Annotated in this window: 13 protein-coding genes; 6 read left to right on the top strand and 7 right to left on the bottom strand. The window is 47.5% G+C overall.

The annotated features are described in order from the left end of the window. The first annotated feature begins 193 nt into the window (after positions 1–193). The gene (locus DN748_RS09245; RefSeq protein WP_112371508.1) at positions 194–1,033 is read left to right on the top strand and encodes an OmpA family protein; all 840 of its coding nucleotides are present in this window, start codon (positions 194–196) and stop codon (positions 1,031–1,033) included. Positions 1,034–1,043: 10 nt separating this feature from the next. After that, positions 1,044–1,541, top strand: coding sequence for a hypothetical protein (locus tag DN748_RS09240; RefSeq protein ID WP_112371507.1), 498 nt, complete (start codon positions 1,044–1,046; stop codon positions 1,539–1,541). A 128-nt stretch (positions 1,542–1,669) separates the two neighbouring features. Here the strand turns inward: DN748_RS09240 and DN748_RS09235 are convergent, their stop codons facing one another. Then, positions 1,670–3,292: an ABC-F family ATP-binding cassette domain-containing protein gene (locus DN748_RS09235; protein WP_112371506.1), complete on the bottom strand. Its 1,623-nt coding sequence runs from the start codon at positions 3,290–3,292 to the stop codon at positions 1,670–1,672. Positions 3,293–3,552: 260 nt separating this feature from the next. Here DN748_RS09235 and DN748_RS09230 point away from each other — a divergent pair, with 260 nt between their 5' ends. Further along, a complete protein-coding gene (locus DN748_RS09230; RefSeq protein ID WP_112371505.1) occupies positions 3,553–4,965 on the top strand; it encodes a TlpA family protein disulfide reductase in 1,413 nt (470 codons plus the stop codon). Positions 4,966–5,054: 89 nt separating this feature from the next. Here DN748_RS09230 and fsa read toward each other — a convergent pair whose 3' ends face one another. From fsa to DN748_RS09215, 3 genes are all read right to left on the bottom strand, one after another. Continuing rightward, positions 5,055–5,711 carry a fructose-6-phosphate aldolase gene (gene fsa / locus DN748_RS09225; RefSeq protein ID WP_112371735.1) on the bottom strand — a complete coding sequence of 219 codons (657 nt, stop codon included), beginning with the start codon at positions 5,709–5,711 and terminating at the stop codon, positions 5,055–5,057. Positions 5,712–5,869: 158 nt separating this feature from the next. Beyond that, entirely contained in the window at positions 5,870–6,673 is an 804-nt protein-coding gene (locus tag DN748_RS09220; RefSeq protein WP_112371504.1) for an SDR family oxidoreductase, read from the bottom strand. 195 nt (positions 6,674–6,868) lie between these two features. Then, positions 6,869–7,195 (bottom strand): hypothetical protein, encoded by a 327-nt coding sequence (locus DN748_RS09215; protein WP_112371503.1) that lies wholly within the window; start codon positions 7,193–7,195, stop codon positions 6,869–6,871. 617 nt (positions 7,196–7,812) lie between these two features. Between DN748_RS09215 and DN748_RS09210 the strand changes: the two genes are divergently transcribed. Both DN748_RS09210 and DN748_RS09205 read left to right on the top strand, forming a co-directional pair. Beyond that, positions 7,813–9,000, top strand: a complete 1,188-nt coding sequence (locus tag DN748_RS09210) for a DEAD/DEAH box helicase (protein ID WP_112371502.1) — start codon at positions 7,813–7,815, stop codon at positions 8,998–9,000. An 18-nt stretch (positions 9,001–9,018) separates the two neighbouring features. Continuing rightward, complete coding sequence (locus DN748_RS09205; protein WP_112371501.1) at positions 9,019–9,213, top strand: cold-shock protein; 195 nt, start codon at positions 9,019–9,021, stop codon at positions 9,211–9,213. Positions 9,214–9,370: 157 nt separating this feature from the next. On the opposite strand, the gene DN748_RS09200 is transcribed toward DN748_RS09205, so the two are convergent. From DN748_RS09200 to DN748_RS09190, 3 genes are all read right to left on the bottom strand, one after another. Further along, positions 9,371–9,808, bottom strand: coding sequence for a cold shock domain-containing protein (locus DN748_RS09200; RefSeq protein WP_112371500.1), 438 nt, complete (start codon positions 9,806–9,808; stop codon positions 9,371–9,373). A 193-nt stretch (positions 9,809–10,001) separates the two neighbouring features. Next, the gene (locus DN748_RS09195) at positions 10,002–12,671 is read right to left on the bottom strand and encodes an alpha-L-rhamnosidase (RefSeq protein ID WP_112371499.1); all 2,670 of its coding nucleotides are present in this window, start codon (positions 12,669–12,671) and stop codon (positions 10,002–10,004) included. 81 nt (positions 12,672–12,752) lie between these two features. Then, positions 12,753–13,850: an L-dopachrome tautomerase-related protein gene (locus DN748_RS09190; RefSeq protein WP_112371498.1), complete on the bottom strand. Its 1,098-nt coding sequence runs from the start codon at positions 13,848–13,850 to the stop codon at positions 12,753–12,755. Positions 13,851–14,436: 586 nt separating this feature from the next. Between DN748_RS09190 and DN748_RS09180 the strand changes: the two genes are divergently transcribed. Beyond that, positions 14,437–17,226, top strand: coding sequence for a M16 family metallopeptidase (locus DN748_RS09180; RefSeq protein WP_112371496.1), 2,790 nt, complete (start codon positions 14,437–14,439; stop codon positions 17,224–17,226). The last annotated feature ends 15 nt before the right edge of the window (positions 17,227–17,241 follow it).

Genomic DNA, 17,241 nt, shown 5'->3' with positions numbered 1-17,241 from the left:
TTTTTTTATAACAATACCCAGCCATATTGTAACTACGGTAAAAAGCCTGTTGATTTTTTAAGCGGCCCGCATTGCCTGATCCTGGTGAAATTCATACTTTTAACCAATTTTATTGCTGTTTTATTATTATGGAACTCAATGTACGATCAATAAAAGAGGCTTTGGACCGACTATTCAGAATGATACGTTAAATATGAAAAATTTCATCATTGCCTTTATTGTCTTTTCGATATGGTTTTTTCTGGGATCACGTTATTATTTCTGCCATATAAAGAAGCTGTGTGAAACATCACCGCAGGAAACCGTTGTGAGAGATACACTTCCCGAACCCCTTCGGAAAAATTATGATACCGAAGCATTCAGCGGATTTATTATCAGGAAGGAAAGTGATTCCGTAAGCCTGTCCGGTCCCGGGGAAAAGCTGGAAAAGGGCATTTTCGATTTTCTGAACAGGGAACAGGCGCAGGAGCTGCTCATTACCGGGTATTACCGGCCGGAAGAAAAGGATTCCCTCGGGCTCAGGCGTGCCGCCAACCTGAAAGATCACCTCGTGGCTTATGGTATAAATCCCGACCGTATCGACATTACAGCAGCCGAAGACTACTATAATTACGACAGCCGGGGTTATTTTTTCGGCGGGATAACACTGAAATACAGGGACATTCCGGATGCGCGAAAGGCCATTATAGAAAAGGGGATTACCAACAAGATTCTCTACTCCCGTTTTGGTTCTGAGCAATTTGTTCCGGATAATACGCTGGTAGGATATACCGAAGAACTCAGGAACTACCTGCAGAGATACCCCGAAAAGAAAGCAGTCATTACCGGGCATACCGACAATATCGGTACGGCAGCGGCCAACGAATGGGTAGGGATGCAACGGGCCAGAAATGTGATGCACTACCTTGTCGGGGAAGGCATTCCCAGGGAGAAACTGGAAGCATTATCCCGGGGCCCTCACGACCCCATAGAAAGTAACGCCACCCCGGAGGGACGAAGAAAAAACCGAAGGATCGAAATTAAAGTGAATTAAACCGGAACTCATGGAACACATAGCACCTGTAACCTTTACAGAATACCTGGTATTGTTTATACTCTGCCTCGGCTGTTATCTTATCGGTTATTTATTTGCGAAAAAACACAGTGCAAAAAAATACGGAAAGATACTGGACCAATGCCTTACGGAAAAGCAGCTGCTGGAAGACAGCCTCCTGAACCAGCCCGGAAATACCCCGGGAAATATCAGGGCAGTCAAAACCAGGGAACGGCGTGGCGCCTTATATACCGGAGACAATCCCCTGGACTTCGAGAGGCTGGGACATGCCGGGGAAGACCATAGGGACAACCTCAAGAAAATAAACGGTATAGGTCCGTTTATAGAGGAAAAACTGAATGCCATAGGCATCTTCACCTACGAGCAGATCAGCCGGTTCAACGAACAGGACATAGAGCAGGTGACCGAACTCTTACGGTTTTTCCCGGGACGGATCAAACGGGACAACTGGAAAGGCCAGGCCATTGCCCTGAAAAAGAAGATGTAGGCAAACGGAGCGTCACCGTAAGCCCGGAGATCCCTCTCCCGGCTTACTTCTACAAACTCAGCAACCCAGGGTCAGGACAGGCACTATGGTAGGCACAACCCGACCAGGTCTCACTCATACCGGGTTTTTTAACGATACATTTTATTCCGCTGTTCCTTAATGGCCGGGTCGCTCATATAATCGTCAAAAGTCAGGTACCTGTCGATCACTCCGCCGGGGGTCAGCTCGATGATCCGGTTGGCCACGGTTTGTGCGAACTCATGGTCGTGGGTGGTAAACAGTACCGTGCCCTTGAAGTTCTTCAGTGAATTGTTGAAAGCCGTAATGCTTTCCAGGTCGAGGTGGTTGGTAGGCTCGTCCAGCAGCAGTACATTGGCTCTGAGCATCATCATCCGGCTCAGCATACACCGTACTTTTTCTCCTCCCGAAAGTACCCTTCCCGTTTTCAGGGCTTCTTCGCCGCTAAACAGCATTTTCCCGAGAAAGCCGCGTACGTAAACCTCTTCCCTTTCCTCTTCCGTCTTGGCCCATTGTCGAAGCCAGTCTACCAGCGTAAGGTCGTTATCGAAATACCCCGAATTGTCCACAGGCAGATAGGACTGCGAAGTGGTTACACCCCACTGGAATTTTCCGGAATCAGGGGCCTGGTTACCGCTGATGATCTCATAAAAGGCCGTCGTGCCCCTCGAATCACGAGATATTACAGCCACCTTGTCTCCCCGGTTGAGATTGATATCGACATTCCTGAACAGCTCTTCCCCGTCCAGCGAAGCGGCAAGCCCTTCGGCATTCAGGATCTGGTCTCCGGCTTCCCGCTCCTGCTCAAAGATAATGGCAGGATACCTTCTGCTGGAAGGCTTGATATCGTCGATCTTGAGTTTTTCCAGCATTTTTTTCCTGGAGGTAGCCTGTTTCGACTTGGCTACGTTGGCACTGAAGCGCTGTATGAATTCCTGTAGTTCCTTAGCCTTTTCCTCTGCTTTCTTATTCTGTTGTGCACGCTGCCGGGCTGCCAGCTGGCTGCTCTCGTACCAGAAGGTATAGTTCCCGGAATAATGACTTATCTTCCCGAAATCTATATCGGAAATATGCGTACATACGGCATCCAGAAAGTGGCGGTCGTGAGACACCACGATCACGGTATTGTCGTAATTGGCGAGGAAGTTCTCCAGCCATCCGATCGTTTCAAAGTCCAGGTCGTTGGTAGGCTCATCCATGATCAGCACATCCGGGTTGCCGAACAGGGCCTGTGCCAGCAGCACCCGCACTTTCAGCTTGCCGTCCATATCCGACATCACCGTGTAGTGAAACTCCTCAGAAATGCCAAGGTTAGACAACAAGGCAGCCGCATCGCTATCGGCACTCCAGCCGTTCATCTCCTCAAACTGTACCTGCAGTTCCCCTACCCGTTCGCCATCGGCATCGCTGAAGTCTTCTTTGGCATAAATATCATCCATTTCCTTTTTGATGGCAAACAGGGGTTTGTTTCCCATGATGACCGTTTCGAGCACAGTATGGTCGTCATACGCATAATGGTCCTGTTCCAGCACCGACATACGTTTGCCGGGTTCCAGGTATATGTGTCCGGAAGTAGGCTCCATTTTACCGGAAAGGATTTTGAGGAAGGTGGATTTTCCCGCCCCGTTGGCCCCTATGATCCCGTAACAGTTGCCTTGGGTAAAGGTCACGTTTACCTCGTCAAACAACACTCTTTTACCGAATTGAACAGAAAGATTGGATACTGTTAGCATGTACTATTTTATAGTTAAAAAGTTAAAACCCGGTCGCTGATACGCCGTTTTTATACACTTCCGGACTTGTATCCGGGAAAGCTTTAGTCTACATTTGTTTTTTAGTCCCTGCAAAAGTAACAAAACCTGAACTACTAACACATATGCGAACCGGGGAAAAGCAGTTTTAACTGACTATTAACACGGTGGCTTCGCAAGGTTTGTTAGATTTGTCTAGGTGTTAGCTATAGCGTTAGGCGCTATACGTATAATGTGATGGTATGAGGAAACTGCTGATAGCATTTTTGGCGATACCTTTTGTGAGCTGTAACGATTCAAAGCAAAAAACCGCTTATTTCGGTGGTGAAATCATAAACCCCAGAGACAGTATTGTTGTCCTGTACAAAGATGACGAACCTGTTGATACAGCAATACTCAACAGCCAAAACCGCTTTTTGTTCAAGATAAGGTTGAGTGACAAGGGAGGTGACCTGTTCAAATTCAGGCATTTTCCGGAGCATCAGCATGTCTTTATACAGGGAGGTGACAGCGTACTGGCGCGGGTAAACACTCTTAATTTTGACGAATCCCTGGTATTCTCCGGGAAGGGTGCGGAGAAAAATAATTTCCTCATAGAGATGTTTCTCCTCGACGAGGATGAACAGGAACTTATTTTCAGCTACTACACCCTGAAACCGGAAGTATTTTCCCGCAAGATCGACTCCCTGAGAGCCATGAAAATGGAGCAGTACGAATACCTTATCGTAAACCAGCGCCTGTCTGACGCGGCGAGAAATATAGCCAGGGCATCCATAGATTACCCCAATTACAAATCCAGGGAATTCTATCCGTATATGCATAAAAGGCTTACCAACATACCACGGGAAAACCTCCTGGATATTCCGGAAGGCTTTTTTGATTTCAGGAAAAATGTCAATTACAATGATGAGGCCCTGAGTTTTTACAAGCCCTATTTCGACTTTATGGTAACCCATTTTAACAGCCTGGCCTATGTGAAATGCGTAAAGGAATGCCGTAAACACCAGATAGGTGCCGAAAAATCCGTTCACTACTATATTCATAAACTGGAACTTATAGACCGTAAGGTAAAGGAAAAAGGGCTCAAAGACTATCTTTTCCGGAATACGGCCTATACCTATTATTTCGAAGACCAGGATGATACCAACAACCTGCTTTTTCTTGAAAAGTTCAAGGTGCTGGATAAGAGCAACAAGTACAGGGATGAAGTAGAAACGCTGTACACCAATATCCGCAACCTCAGCCAGGGTTCGGAAGTACCGCGCCTGGAGCTCCTGGATGCCGGGTCAAAACAGACCGATCTGGTCCAGGTATGCCAGGACAGCAACACCGTGATCTATTTCTGGACCTTTTATCAGAAAGGGCACTCGAAATATATAAACAAGTATGTACTGGCCCTGGAACAGGAATACCCCAAGGTCAATTTTGTAGGCATATGCCTGAATGAAGACTACGATGAATGGATGCAGACCATATCGTTTCAGGGACTGAGACGAGAGCATCAATACCTGTCATTAAACCAGGAGAATATCAGCAGGGGGCTTACGATAAACAGCCTCAACAAGGTGATTGTCATAGACAACCACAACCATATCATTAATGCCTTTACCTATATCAACAGCCCGGAACTACATCGTATATTACGTTCTCTTTAGGCTATTCTCCAAATGCAAATGGGGTTATTAAGCCAGCCGGAGTTCCGGCGGGCCTAATAACTCAATAATACCTCAGACTATAGAGGGGGCTATGCATTCCCTTTTTTGTAGTCTTCCAGGAATTTCTCCAGCCCGATATCGGTAAGCGGATGTTTCAGCAGTCCTGTAATGGAAGACAAGGGCCCCGTCATGACATCTGCACCTATCTTGGCACAGTCTATCACATGCATGGTATGTCTTACGGAAGCAGCGAGGATCTCGGTGGTGAAACCGTAGTTGTCGTATATCTGCCTGATCTCCGCAATAAGGTTCAGTCCGTCCGTAGAAATATCGTCCAGGCGCCCTATAAACGGAGAAACGTATGAGGCCCCTGCCTTGGCGGCAAGCAGGGCCTGCCCGGGAGAAAATACCAGGGTACAGTTGGTACGTATGCCCTTATCGGTAAAATACTTGATCGCCTTTACCCCGTCCCTGATCATGGGCACCTTTACCACAATCTGTTCGTGCAGGTCGGCAAGCTCTTCCCCTTCCTTTATCATTCCTTCAAGATCGGTCGCGATAACTTCGGCAGATACGTCGCCTTCTACAATATTACAGATATCCACGTAGTGTTTCAGGATATTATCCCTCCCGGTAATACCTTCCTTGGCCATAAGCGACGGATTGGTGGTTACGCCGTCAAGCACTCCTAAAGCCTGTGCTTCCTCAATTTGCTGCAAATTGGCAGTGTCGATAAAAAATTTCATCTGTTCTTTTTTTATTTGTTTTTCATAGGTCAGATGGAATGCCCTGATGATCATATCGGTAAATGTCCGGAAATCTGGTCATGGGCATTTCATGTGAATAAATTCAAAGTTAAGTTGTTATATATAATCAGGTTATACCTGTTTTTATCCGTATAGTACTACAGCTTATAATGATTGATCAACAGTTTTTCATAGACCTTGTCCGGAAGGATGCGCTTCAGCACTATGGAGAACTTCTGCATAAAGGCCCCTACCTTGTAGTGGATACGGGGCGATCCTGAAGTGATAATGCGGTATACCGCCCTGGCCATCTGCTGCGGGTCTCCTCCTTCATCGACGTGTTCATCCATAAGCCGGAGGATTTTTCCGTACTTCTCTTCATAGGGCGATCCTTCCCGCACCGGGGCGTGATAGCGTCCTGCCGCAATATTGGTAGCGAAGTCTCCCGGGGCCACATTTACGGCCTGTACACCAAAATCCCTGATTTCCATCCGCAGGGCTTCGGTAAGTAATTCGAGTGCCCCTTTGGAAGAAGAATATATCCCCCTGTAAGGCAGCCCCATATACCCGGCAATAGAAGTTACATTGACAATAAGGCCTTCCTGCTGTGCTCTCATGGCAGGCAGAACCGCCCTGATCACCCGGAGCGGACCGAAAAAATTGGTTTCGAAATGCTGGTGTACCTCCTCCTCCGGGATCTCCTCCAGGGGCCCTGTGATACCCACCCCGGCATTATTGATCAGCACATCGATCCTCGACTCCGCCTCCAGGAGGTTTTCTACCGCCTGTGACACGGAAACCGGATCTCTCACATCCATTTTCAGCAATGGAAATACCGATACCGTTACTTTCTCCGGGTTCCTGCTGGTGCCGTATACCTTAAGCCCCCTGGCCGTAAGGTATTCGCCCATGCACTTTCCTATTCCCGAAGAGCCCCCGGTAATCAAAACCACTTTAGACATAGTTATCTTCTTTTATCCCGTCCGGAATTTGAGAAACTGTTTAAAAAGAACCAAAGAATAAGCTTTAGCTACTTTCAGGGAACGAAGATACCTTTTTTTGACGTAAATACAGGCTTAAAACGCGAAGTAATACAGACTTCAGAATAAGGGAAGACGAACACGGTCCCGGATCACTTTCGCAACCGGGACCCGTACTTACTTATCGATAAACGAGAACTTGTCTTCGAACATCTTGCCGATGACCGGCAGGGGCTTCTTCTCTTCATTCACCGCATTAATGATCCCCATAATCAGAAATACCAGGAAAACAATCCCTACCAGGCCTACGATCATGCCCAGGCTGGATGATATGGCATTGACAATGGTTACCGCAATATTAAACAGTATACCGGTTATAAAGAGCCCCAGTCCCTGCTTGAGGTGATACCGGCTCAGGTCGTCTCGCTGGTCCTTGCCTGCAAAATAGGCCACCAGCCAGAAAATACCAAGATAACTTACAATGGATTGTGCTTTCGGATTCATAATTTATACGATTAGATTTTACATTACTACGACACTCCGGAATTCTATGATGCAATTTACATCATGTCCCCTTTCAGAAGTATCACTGGAATTGGGTATATATACAGGAATCGTTACCAATGCTGTACCTTCATAAAATATTTCTAACTAAAATAAAAAAATATCACGTATTTATTAAAAATATTATCATACATTTGCGCATGTTTTATTAAAAACCACGATCATTATATTTTATAAAGTTTAGGTTGTCATATTGCACTTGACAGGTATCCGTTTAAGTGGGCACTACGCAGTCTCCTCCTCTATAACACTACTTTCTCATTTTTGTAATCCACAAAGTTTACTCTTATAGAATAACAAAACGCTTTTTGCAGAAAAGCCGGTAATATTTGTTTGTAAAATTTAAAATCACTTTTATCAAAAATTCCGTATTCTTTGTCCTGTTATACGCCCCTGGCCACCGAAACCCGGTATGTGTACCCCCTGAAGTACGTATATATTTCAATATGTCAAACATCACCAGTACGTAAAAATTATTTCATTCGCAAACAGTCTGCCTGTCCCGAACCCGTTTCGTGGAATACAGGCTTTTATTTTCATAAAAACAGAAATTTATAATGTATTACAAAAAAAATAACAATACCAGAAACACTCCGCAGAGAAGAAGGCCGCCCGCAGGGAACCGTAAAACTTCATCCCTGAGCACTACGGCACTTTTGCAGCATACCAAAAAGACTCCGGAGCATTCTTCCGCGACTTTTGTTGCGCAACAAACTTACGGAGAAATGAACCTTCACCCCTTGTTGCAAAAGAACCTGCATAAAAAGGGATATACCCATCCTACCGAAATCCAGGAAAAGACCATTTCTCCCCTGGTCAACGGGGAGAATCTGGTGGGCATAGCCTCTACCGGAACCGGAAAGACCGGGGCATTCCTCATTCCCATCATACAACAATTACTCGTCACCCCCCGTACCCGGTACCTGGTGGTCGTCCCTACCCGCGAACTGGCCTTACAGGTCCGGGAAGAGTTTGAAGCGCTTGCCGGCGGACTCAAGTTTTTCTCTGCATGTTTTATAGGCGGCACCAGTGTTGGCCGGGATATAGCCAGGGCAAAACGTAAAAACCACCTCGTTATAGGCACCCCGGGCAGATTGCTGGACCTGGCAGAACAAGGGGCTTTACCACTGCAAGGTATCAACGGACTCGTGCTGGACGAATTCGACCGCATGCTGGATATGGGATTTATAAAGAGCGTTAAGACCTTGATTTCCCTGATGTCTTCGAGGAAGCAGACCATGCTGTTTTCGGCTACGATAAACCCGGGACAGGAACCACTGATCAAAGATATCGTTGCCAGTTCCGTGCGGGTAAAAGCCAGCAGTGGCACCGAATCGAGCAGCAATGTAAAGCAGCATATCATAAAGCTGTCTGAGGGCGAAAACAAATTTGAGGTACTGCACAACCTTCTAAAGGAAAAGTCCTGTAAAAAAGTGATCCTCTTTGCAGAGACCAAAAGAGCCGTAGATAAAATAAACAAACAGCTCACCAGGACCGGGATACACTCCGACGTGATCCACGGCAACAAATCACAGAATTACAGAACCCGGACCATCCAGCATTTCAAATCGGGCAAAATACGTGTACTGGTCGCTACCGATGTAGCTGCCAGGGGTATTGATGTAGATAATGTGACCCATGTTATCAACTACCAGATGCCCCAGAGCCTGGATAGTTATATTCATCGCATAGGAAGAACAGGCAGGGCCGGAAAACAAGGCAGGGCCTATACTTTTATCAATTAATAATTAAATGAATTCATTATGAAAAAAGGAACCGTTAAATTTTTTAATACCGAACGAGGATTCGGCTTTATTACCCCGGAAGACAATTCCCAGGAGATATTTGTCCACTACACCGGACTTGTAGACGAGATCAGGGAAAATGACAAGGTACAATACGAAACCACGCAGGGAAACCGCGGCTTAAGTGCTGTTAACGTAGAAGTACTGGACTAATTAAGGTCTGTCTGAAAAATCAATACCTGCAGGGATTTCCTTTAACGAGGTAAACCTTGCAGGTATCGTTTTATATACGAGTATGAGACCACGAAAACACATTCCCTCCCGGCCGGAGGTTTTTATGTTCTTATCAGCCACTATCTCCCAATTCTTATTATTCTGATCTTTTTACTCTGGTGGCGCTATAGCCTTTGGGGGTCCGCTCCTTGATAAAGGTGACCCTGTCCCGCTCCGCAACAGCCCCCAGAAAGTGGTTTTTGTGCACAAAGACCGTATCGCCGCTGGCATCATCCTTTATAAAACCAAACCCCTTACTGTCGAAAAAAGAAACGAGGACACCCGTGTGCTGCCCAAAATCTTCCGGTGCGGAAGCTTCGGTATTTCCGGGAACCGGGTCTGGGGTATCCCCGGGACTGCGCTCTCCCGGAGGGGTTGCACTGAGATTCCCTCTTTCGTCTACATAGGCTATCATGCTCTCAAACCCTTTTCCCTTGTTGTTACTTGTCTTCCGCTCTTCCCTTCTGCGGGCCTTTTCCTGTTGTTTCTTTGCTTTTTTCTTTGCATTTTCTTTTTTAAAGAAGGAGTCTGCCATATACTATCGTTTATATTAATAAGTTTCGTTGTACGGAGAGGCGGCAGCTGAAAAGGCTAAGACTGAAATATACCGAAGAATACCAAACATCAGAAAAGGCATTGGCAGGAGCCGGAAATCCTATTACCCGTAAAGGTACAACTATTTCGGCTCCCTGCCATAATATTATGTTATTTTAAATTTACTGTACCGTCTACCACAGTTCGAGTTCGTGAGTTCCCGGAACAAGGGCTATTTTGTATTGCTTTCCGGTTTCGGGGCTTAAATCACTCCCCCGGTACTTTACCCTGTTTCCCTCCAGGTATACCGTGGCTGTGCTGTTGGAAGGTATGTTAACCGTGTATACCACCCGATCGTTCTGCCGCTTCCAGGAAGAAACGATATCCCCGTAAGGCCCCCGGTATGTGGCACCGAATGTTTCGAGGCCCCCGACGAAATTGGGTTTTAGTTTTACGTGTCTGAACCCGGGACGGGTCTCGTCGGGAAAGATCCCCCCTATTCCGGTGTACAACCATCCCCCTATGGCACCGAACATGATGTGGTTTCTGGATATATCGGCAGCGGCATTGATATCCCAGTTTTCGTATAAGGTAGTGGCCCCGTTCCTGATCCACCAGCCCCAGGAAGGATAGGTGTCTTTTGTAGCCACTTCATAGGCGAGGTCTGCATAACCGTTCTGGCTCAGGGCTCCCAGAATGGTACGTGTTCCCAGCAGTCCCACATCGATATGATTATCAGCCTCCCGGACTGCACCGGCCAGGTTACCGGCCACTTTCGGGCGTAAGGCTTCGGGTACTATGCCCCAGTATAACGGGGCGCTGAGCTCGGTCTGGTAGCCCTGGCCGTATATCCCGGTTTCGGTATTGAGGTACCGGTGGTTTATGGCTTCTTTTATATTTTCGGCCAGTTGACTGTACTTTCTATGGTCGTCCTCCCTCCCGAAAAGTGCTGCAGCCCTGCTCAGGATAACGGTATCGACGTAGTAGTAAACAGACGAAGTAAGCTCTTTGGGCGATCTGGATTTTACCGGAACCCAGTCGCCCAGCCCCCAGCCGGTAAGTCCGTCATCATCACTTACGGAGGTGATATGGTCTACGTATTTTTTTATGGGGTCGTACATTTTCCGCAAAGCCCTGTCATCGCCGTAAAAAAGATATAGTTCCCAGGGTATTATGGCTATGGTACTGGTCCAGTCGGGCCCGTTGCCCCAGTCGTACCCCCAGCCCCCGGTGGGGATGATAGATGGCAGTACCCCGTTGGGTTGCTGCTCGTCGCGGTGGTCGGCCATCCATTTCTCATATACGGTAATGGCATCAAAATTGTACAGCCCGGTGTGAATGTTGATATGGGCATCGCCCGTCCACCCGTTTTTTTCACGTTGCGGACAGTCGGTGGGATAGCCGAACAGGTTGGACAGATAGGAAGCATTGGTTGCTTCCCAGATCCTGTTGAGCAGGGTATCGGACGACGTAATGCTTCCGGAAGGGCGTACATCGGTATGCATAAAATAGCCTTTCAGGCCCGACTTCTGCAAGCGGATCGGCTGGTCGCTTTTTACTTCTACATACTGGAACCCCTTGTAATTAAAATGCGGCATAAAGGTCTCTTCTCCTTCACCTTTCAGTGTATAGATATCAGTCTGAAACGGATCGAGCGTGTCCCTGGGGCGGTAATGCACGTCGATATTGGAGAGGTCAGGCCCTCCCCTGTCATCCAGCTGTTCGGCATGGGTAACCCATATCCTCGTACCTTTCGGTCCCGCTGCCCGGAGCCGGGTAACCCCGGAAATATTTCTTCCGAGATCAAAAATATAGCGTTTGTCACTCTTTTTTTCCATAGCGACAGGGGTTATTTCCTCCACATTTCGGATAGGCGGAATGACCTGGGACACAATACGGTCTGAAGGTGCTTCGGTCAGTTTTACCGGTTTCCATCCCGAATCGTCAAAACCGGGAGTATTCCACCCGGGCTGTTCCTTCAGGGCATTGTAATGCTCGGCGGTATAGATGCTGTTGAACACTACCGGGCTGAGCGCAGTTTTCCAGCTATCGTCAGTTGCGATGGTCTTTACAGTGCCATCGTCGTAGGTAAGCCGTATGTTCAGGCAATACCGCGGCCTGTTCCGCCATCCGGCCTCGTGAAAGTTCCACACCGCGGTAGACTGGTGGTTGTACCAGCCGTTGCCGAGCAATACGCCGACAGCGGTCTGCCCGTCCCGAAAGGCATCGGTAACATCGTAGGTAACGTAGACATTGCGCTTGTCGAACCGGGTATATACGGGATCCAGACGGTGGTCCCCTATTTTCTTCCCGTTCATATACAGTTCATACAATCCGGCAGCGGCTATATAGGCCCTGGCTTTTACCACCTTCTTCCCTTCGGGGTTATCCACCACCTTCCGGAAATAAGGGGCAGGTTTCAGGGTGATATCGTCGGTATCGGTAATCCATTCTCCTTCCCAGTTCTCTTCGCCCATCATTCCCGTCTCAAAACCGGATACCCGGATATTACTTTTTTCATCCTTGTCACCGGTAACCATAACCCCCCAGTAATACCTGGTAAAAGGCTGCAATTCCCTGCCCCGATAGATGGCCAGGTTATCACTCCCGCTGAATTTTGTTTTCCACATTTCTCCCTCACCCCGGGCCACGGCCGCCGAATCGGTACCGACGTACAGCTGCACTTCTTTCTGAAAAACCGGTTCGTCACCGGAAAGTTTCCACCGGAAACGCGGATGTTCCGTATCGATGCCCATAGGCGTATCGAGGTATTCTGTTTGAAGGTGCGATACCCGGAGCACCGTATTATCTTCGCCGCAGGCAGAGAAAAGCACCATAAGGAGACACAAGACTGTCCTGATCATAAATAACTGTTTTTTAAGAACGGTATGCCACCGTAAATAGGTTAATTTCCGAACTAATTCAAAAGTAATCACTGCTGCGTTTTACAAGGGGAGTTTTACCCTGTATACCTTATACGGATATTCGGTGCGGTCTGTGCCCTTATTCCACTGTGGCAGGCGCTGCATCTGGGCACAGGTAAAATACAGGTAACCATCGGTCCCTATCCCGAGCGAATCCGGCCATAATATCCGGGAATCGCGTACCAGGGTATGTTTTTTGCCGTCCGGACTGAAATATGAAATGCTGTAACCGGTTGATGTGGTAAGGTATATGTTTCCGCGACTATCGGCTATAAGCCCGTGAGTAATGCCTGCCTCCCCCACTTCTTCTACCTTACTGCGAAGGTCCCTTTCAGAAAGCGTGCTATCTGCAAGACGGGATGTCTCAATGCTAAAGAGCTGCTCCTTGTTTATGGGCTTGAAATAGAGGCGGGCGAAGTCTGGTGAAAGCGCAATACCATTGACATGTGATGAAAACGGTTTGCCGTTTTTATCCTCCATCCTGCGGTCTCCGTAGGTAATCACGATATCATCTGCAAGCGTAAAGGGGGACTCCTTCAGTACGACCCTGCTCTTTCCCGACCTGAGGTCCAGCACCACGATAGCCGCCTGCCCCGGATCGGACAGATAGGCCAGCTGTTTTCCGGTATCTACCCGCACATCATTAAGCCCCGAGACGGTTTTGTCCAGGTCTTCAAAAAGATAGACCTCCTCTACCCTGTCGGTTGCCGTGTTTATTTTTACCAGCTTGAACCTGCCTTCTTCCTGTGTATCCGGATCGCCGAAAATAGAACCCCTTGAGGCCGGTCTGGAATCGAGCACCCACAACCTGTCTTCCGCATCCACGTACAGGTCCTGTATTCTCAGAAAGTGCCTGTCGTCATCTTTCTTTATGTTCCAGCCCTTATCAGGATAGGGACGAAGCATTCCCGAACTTATTTCCGTCAGGGCATACCTCCCGTCGCCGTCATAGTTCGGAAAAGCCACAAAGACCCGGTTATCGGAGTTGACACTGAGGCCTATCGCCATACTTTTTCCGATGTCGGCCACTTCTTCAAGGGCTTCACTGTGATATTTTTCCTGGGCAGATACTGAAGGCAACATTCCTGTGATGATTACGGACAGCAAAAGGTTTTTCATGGCACATTGTTTTTTTGCTTCCTTAAAGGTACGGTTTTTTACCGATAGCAAAATAATCCTTTTTGCTCATCTGCACTCTACCTGCGTTACGATAAATTACCCGGATTTTTGTCATTTTCATAAAATCTCTTATACCGTTCCGGAGCACTTGGGCAGGCGGCAAAAAATCAGGAAAAAAGCCCTGACACAGACCGGATTTTCCTGTTTTACTATTATGAGTTACAGGAGAAAAATAAATTATAGTAAAACTTTATATAAAACAATATAAATAACTGAAAACATATATTTTAATAATTTACATAAACATCTTGTTTACAAGCAAAAACAGTCTTTCTCCCTGGATATTTCGGTATGACATCATACATGATTTTAGCCAAACCGCGGAACATTTATAATCCGTATGCGGAGTATTATTCCTGATCATTTTTGCCCGGATAGCACTCAAATAAGCCTATAAATTTTCTGAAGTGAGTAAGGTCCTCCCTGTGTTAAACTCCATTTAACGGCATTATATCTCCGTTTTGCGTAGGTGCTGTAGTAACTTCCATTTTACTTTTGTATTTATATTTATTTATTCTAAATTAAAATGATTATAAGAAGAACGCTTACGCTTATCCTGCTTCCCCTTATCCATACCTTATCTGCCCAACATCCCGCAACACACCCCAGACTGGTTTCCGGTGTGCTGGACAATGGCCTTCACTACTATATTTACCCGACAGATATGGTAAAACAGCAGGCCAGCTACTATCTTATACAAAATGCCGGTTCCATACTGGAAACCGATAAGCAGCAGGGCCTGGCCCATTTCCTGGAGCATATGGCCTTTAACGGTACGCGGCATTTCCCGGGCAAAGAGCTCCTGGACTATTTTGAAAAACACGGGGCATCCTTTGGCATTAATATCAATGCATACACCAGTTTTGACGAAACGGTTTACAATCTCAGCGGTATCCCGGCGCACAGTGATGAGCTGATAGATCAATCCCTGCTCACCCTTTATGACTGGAGCACCGGGCTGTTGCTGGAGGAAAAGGAGATCGATGCCGAAAGAGGGGTCATCGTAGAAGAGTGGCGCACCCGGAATACGGCCGGCCGAAGGATATACGATGCCATGCTTCCTATACTTTACAACAATACGCGTTATGCCCACAGAACCCCCATAGGCAGTATGGAAGTGGTCAAAAACTTTTCCCCGGAAGCACTTCGCCGCTTTTACCGGGACTGGTATCGCCCGGATCTGCAGGCCGTTGTTGTAATAGGTGACATAAAACCGGAAGAAATCGCAGAAAAGATAAAAACCCGTTTTTCAGATATCGGGGTTCCGGAAAAAGCGCCAGAAAGAATATTCTACCCCATTCCCGAGCATAAGGAAACCCGGTATAAGATGGCTACCGACAAGGAAATCAACCAGGCAGATATAAGCCTGGTCATCCGTCATCCCCGGCAGGTGGCCCATCCCGATCTCACACAATACCTGCACCGGGAACAGCTTCGTGAGCTCAGCCTCTCCATGCTCAACACCCGGCTCGATGAAATGAGTAAGGAAAAAGACTGCCCGTTCCGGTCGGCCTATGTGTATTACGGAAGGCTCTCTCCCTTAACCGATCAGTTCGGAGTACGGATCACTCCCAAACCAGGCCGTCAGCAAGAGGCTTTCAAGGCCGTTACAGACACCTATGTCATTGCAGAACAGCACGGTTTTTCTCTCCCGGAAACAGAACGTGCGATGACCAACATGGAAGCGGGGTTCCGTATCAGGGCAGAAAAGGAAGACGAGATGTCTCACGACAAAATAGAACAACGCATACAGGAACTGTATCTATACAACACGCCGTTTACCTCTGCTTCTGTATCGCTCGAACGGTTCCGGGAACTCCGCAAGGATGTCAGCAACGAAGAGATCACTGAAGTATTGAAGCAGCTGTTCCGGAAAGAAAACCGTATTATACTGGTTACAGGAGTAGAGAACGAAAACAACCTGACGGAGGCAGAAGCCACGCAGATCCTGCACCATTCGGAATCACATTCCTGGCCGGCCCCGGAGGAGGATACCTTAAATACCGACCTGATGGAAGGGATTACCATTGTGCCCGGAAAGATCACGGAAGAAACTTATTTAAAGAATATAGATGCCTATACGTTCACACTGAGCAACGGTTGGAAGGTACATTATAAATTTACCGATAAAAACAAGGGAGAAGTATTCTTCAGTGCGGAAAGTGACGGGGGCAAATCGCTTTACCGCCCGGAAGACATTCCTTCAGCCAACTATTCGACGGTTGTTGCCCAGGCTTCGGGGGTGTACCGGTATTCTGCAACCGACCTCAACAAGCTTCTTGCCGGAAAAGTGGCGAGGGTTGCCCTGAGTGTATCGGAAACCACGGAGGTCATCACCGGTTACGGAATGGCCAGAGACCTGGAAACCCTGTTCCGGTTGTTTTACCTGCAACTCAATCACCCGAGGTTTGATCGCGAAATGTACGATCAGAAGATAGAAAGCCTGAACGACAGTTACCAGAAATACTATAAAAAACCCCGTAATGTTATCAGTGACAGCCTTTCCCTGGCCGTATACGATACCGGGAACCCCAGATTCAGCCTGTTCGACAAAAACTATATAGAAGCGATTTCATTTTCACGACTACAGGAGATATACCACGAACGGTTTGACGCGCTGGATCGTCTCGAAATGTTTATTATAGGCGATATAGAAGAGGAAACCCTGAAAACACTTCTTGAACAGTATGTAGCTTCTACGCCTTCGTCGGGCCGGAAAGAACAGTGGCGTGACGTTTCCGTTCCCTGGAAACACAAATCCCTGGTAAGAAGAATTCCCGTAAAGATGGAAACCCCCAAATCAACGGTAAAAATGAAATTCAGGAATGCCGCAGCATACAACTTCAGGAACCAGACGCTCATACGCTATGTAGCAGACCTCCTGCAGTTACGCCTTACCAATGAACTGCGGGAAAAGCAGGGAGGCACGTATGGCGCTTCTGTTTCGGGAAGCCTTTCCAGGCGCCCTTCCCCTGCCCTTACCTTATCGGTAAGCTTTGATTGTGACCCGGAAAAACCGGAAGAACTCATACAAATTGTAAATGACGAAATAGACAAAATAAAGAGCGGAAATATCTCCGACAAAGAGCTGCACAAGGTGATCAGTGCTTATGCCAAATCCGTGGCACAAAGCAAGAATTACAGCCATTCGGCCTATACCCGCATGTATACCTATATCAGGGACGGATATGATCTTGATTCGCTACACGCGGCCGGGGGTTTTCCGGAAACGGTAAACAAAGAAGAAATAAAGCGCTTCACCCGGAAGTTCCTCAATAAGCAGATGAAACACTACACCCTGACCTTTGAACCGTAAACCCCGGTTTCCGCC

It is taken from the genome of Sinomicrobium soli, from assembly GCF_003285545.1.
Classification (GTDB): domain Bacteria; phylum Bacteroidota; class Bacteroidia; order Flavobacteriales; family Flavobacteriaceae; genus Sinomicrobium.
The sequence above is the reverse complement of the archived record's forward strand: the minus strand, read 5'-3'. Positions and strand labels throughout refer to the sequence as shown.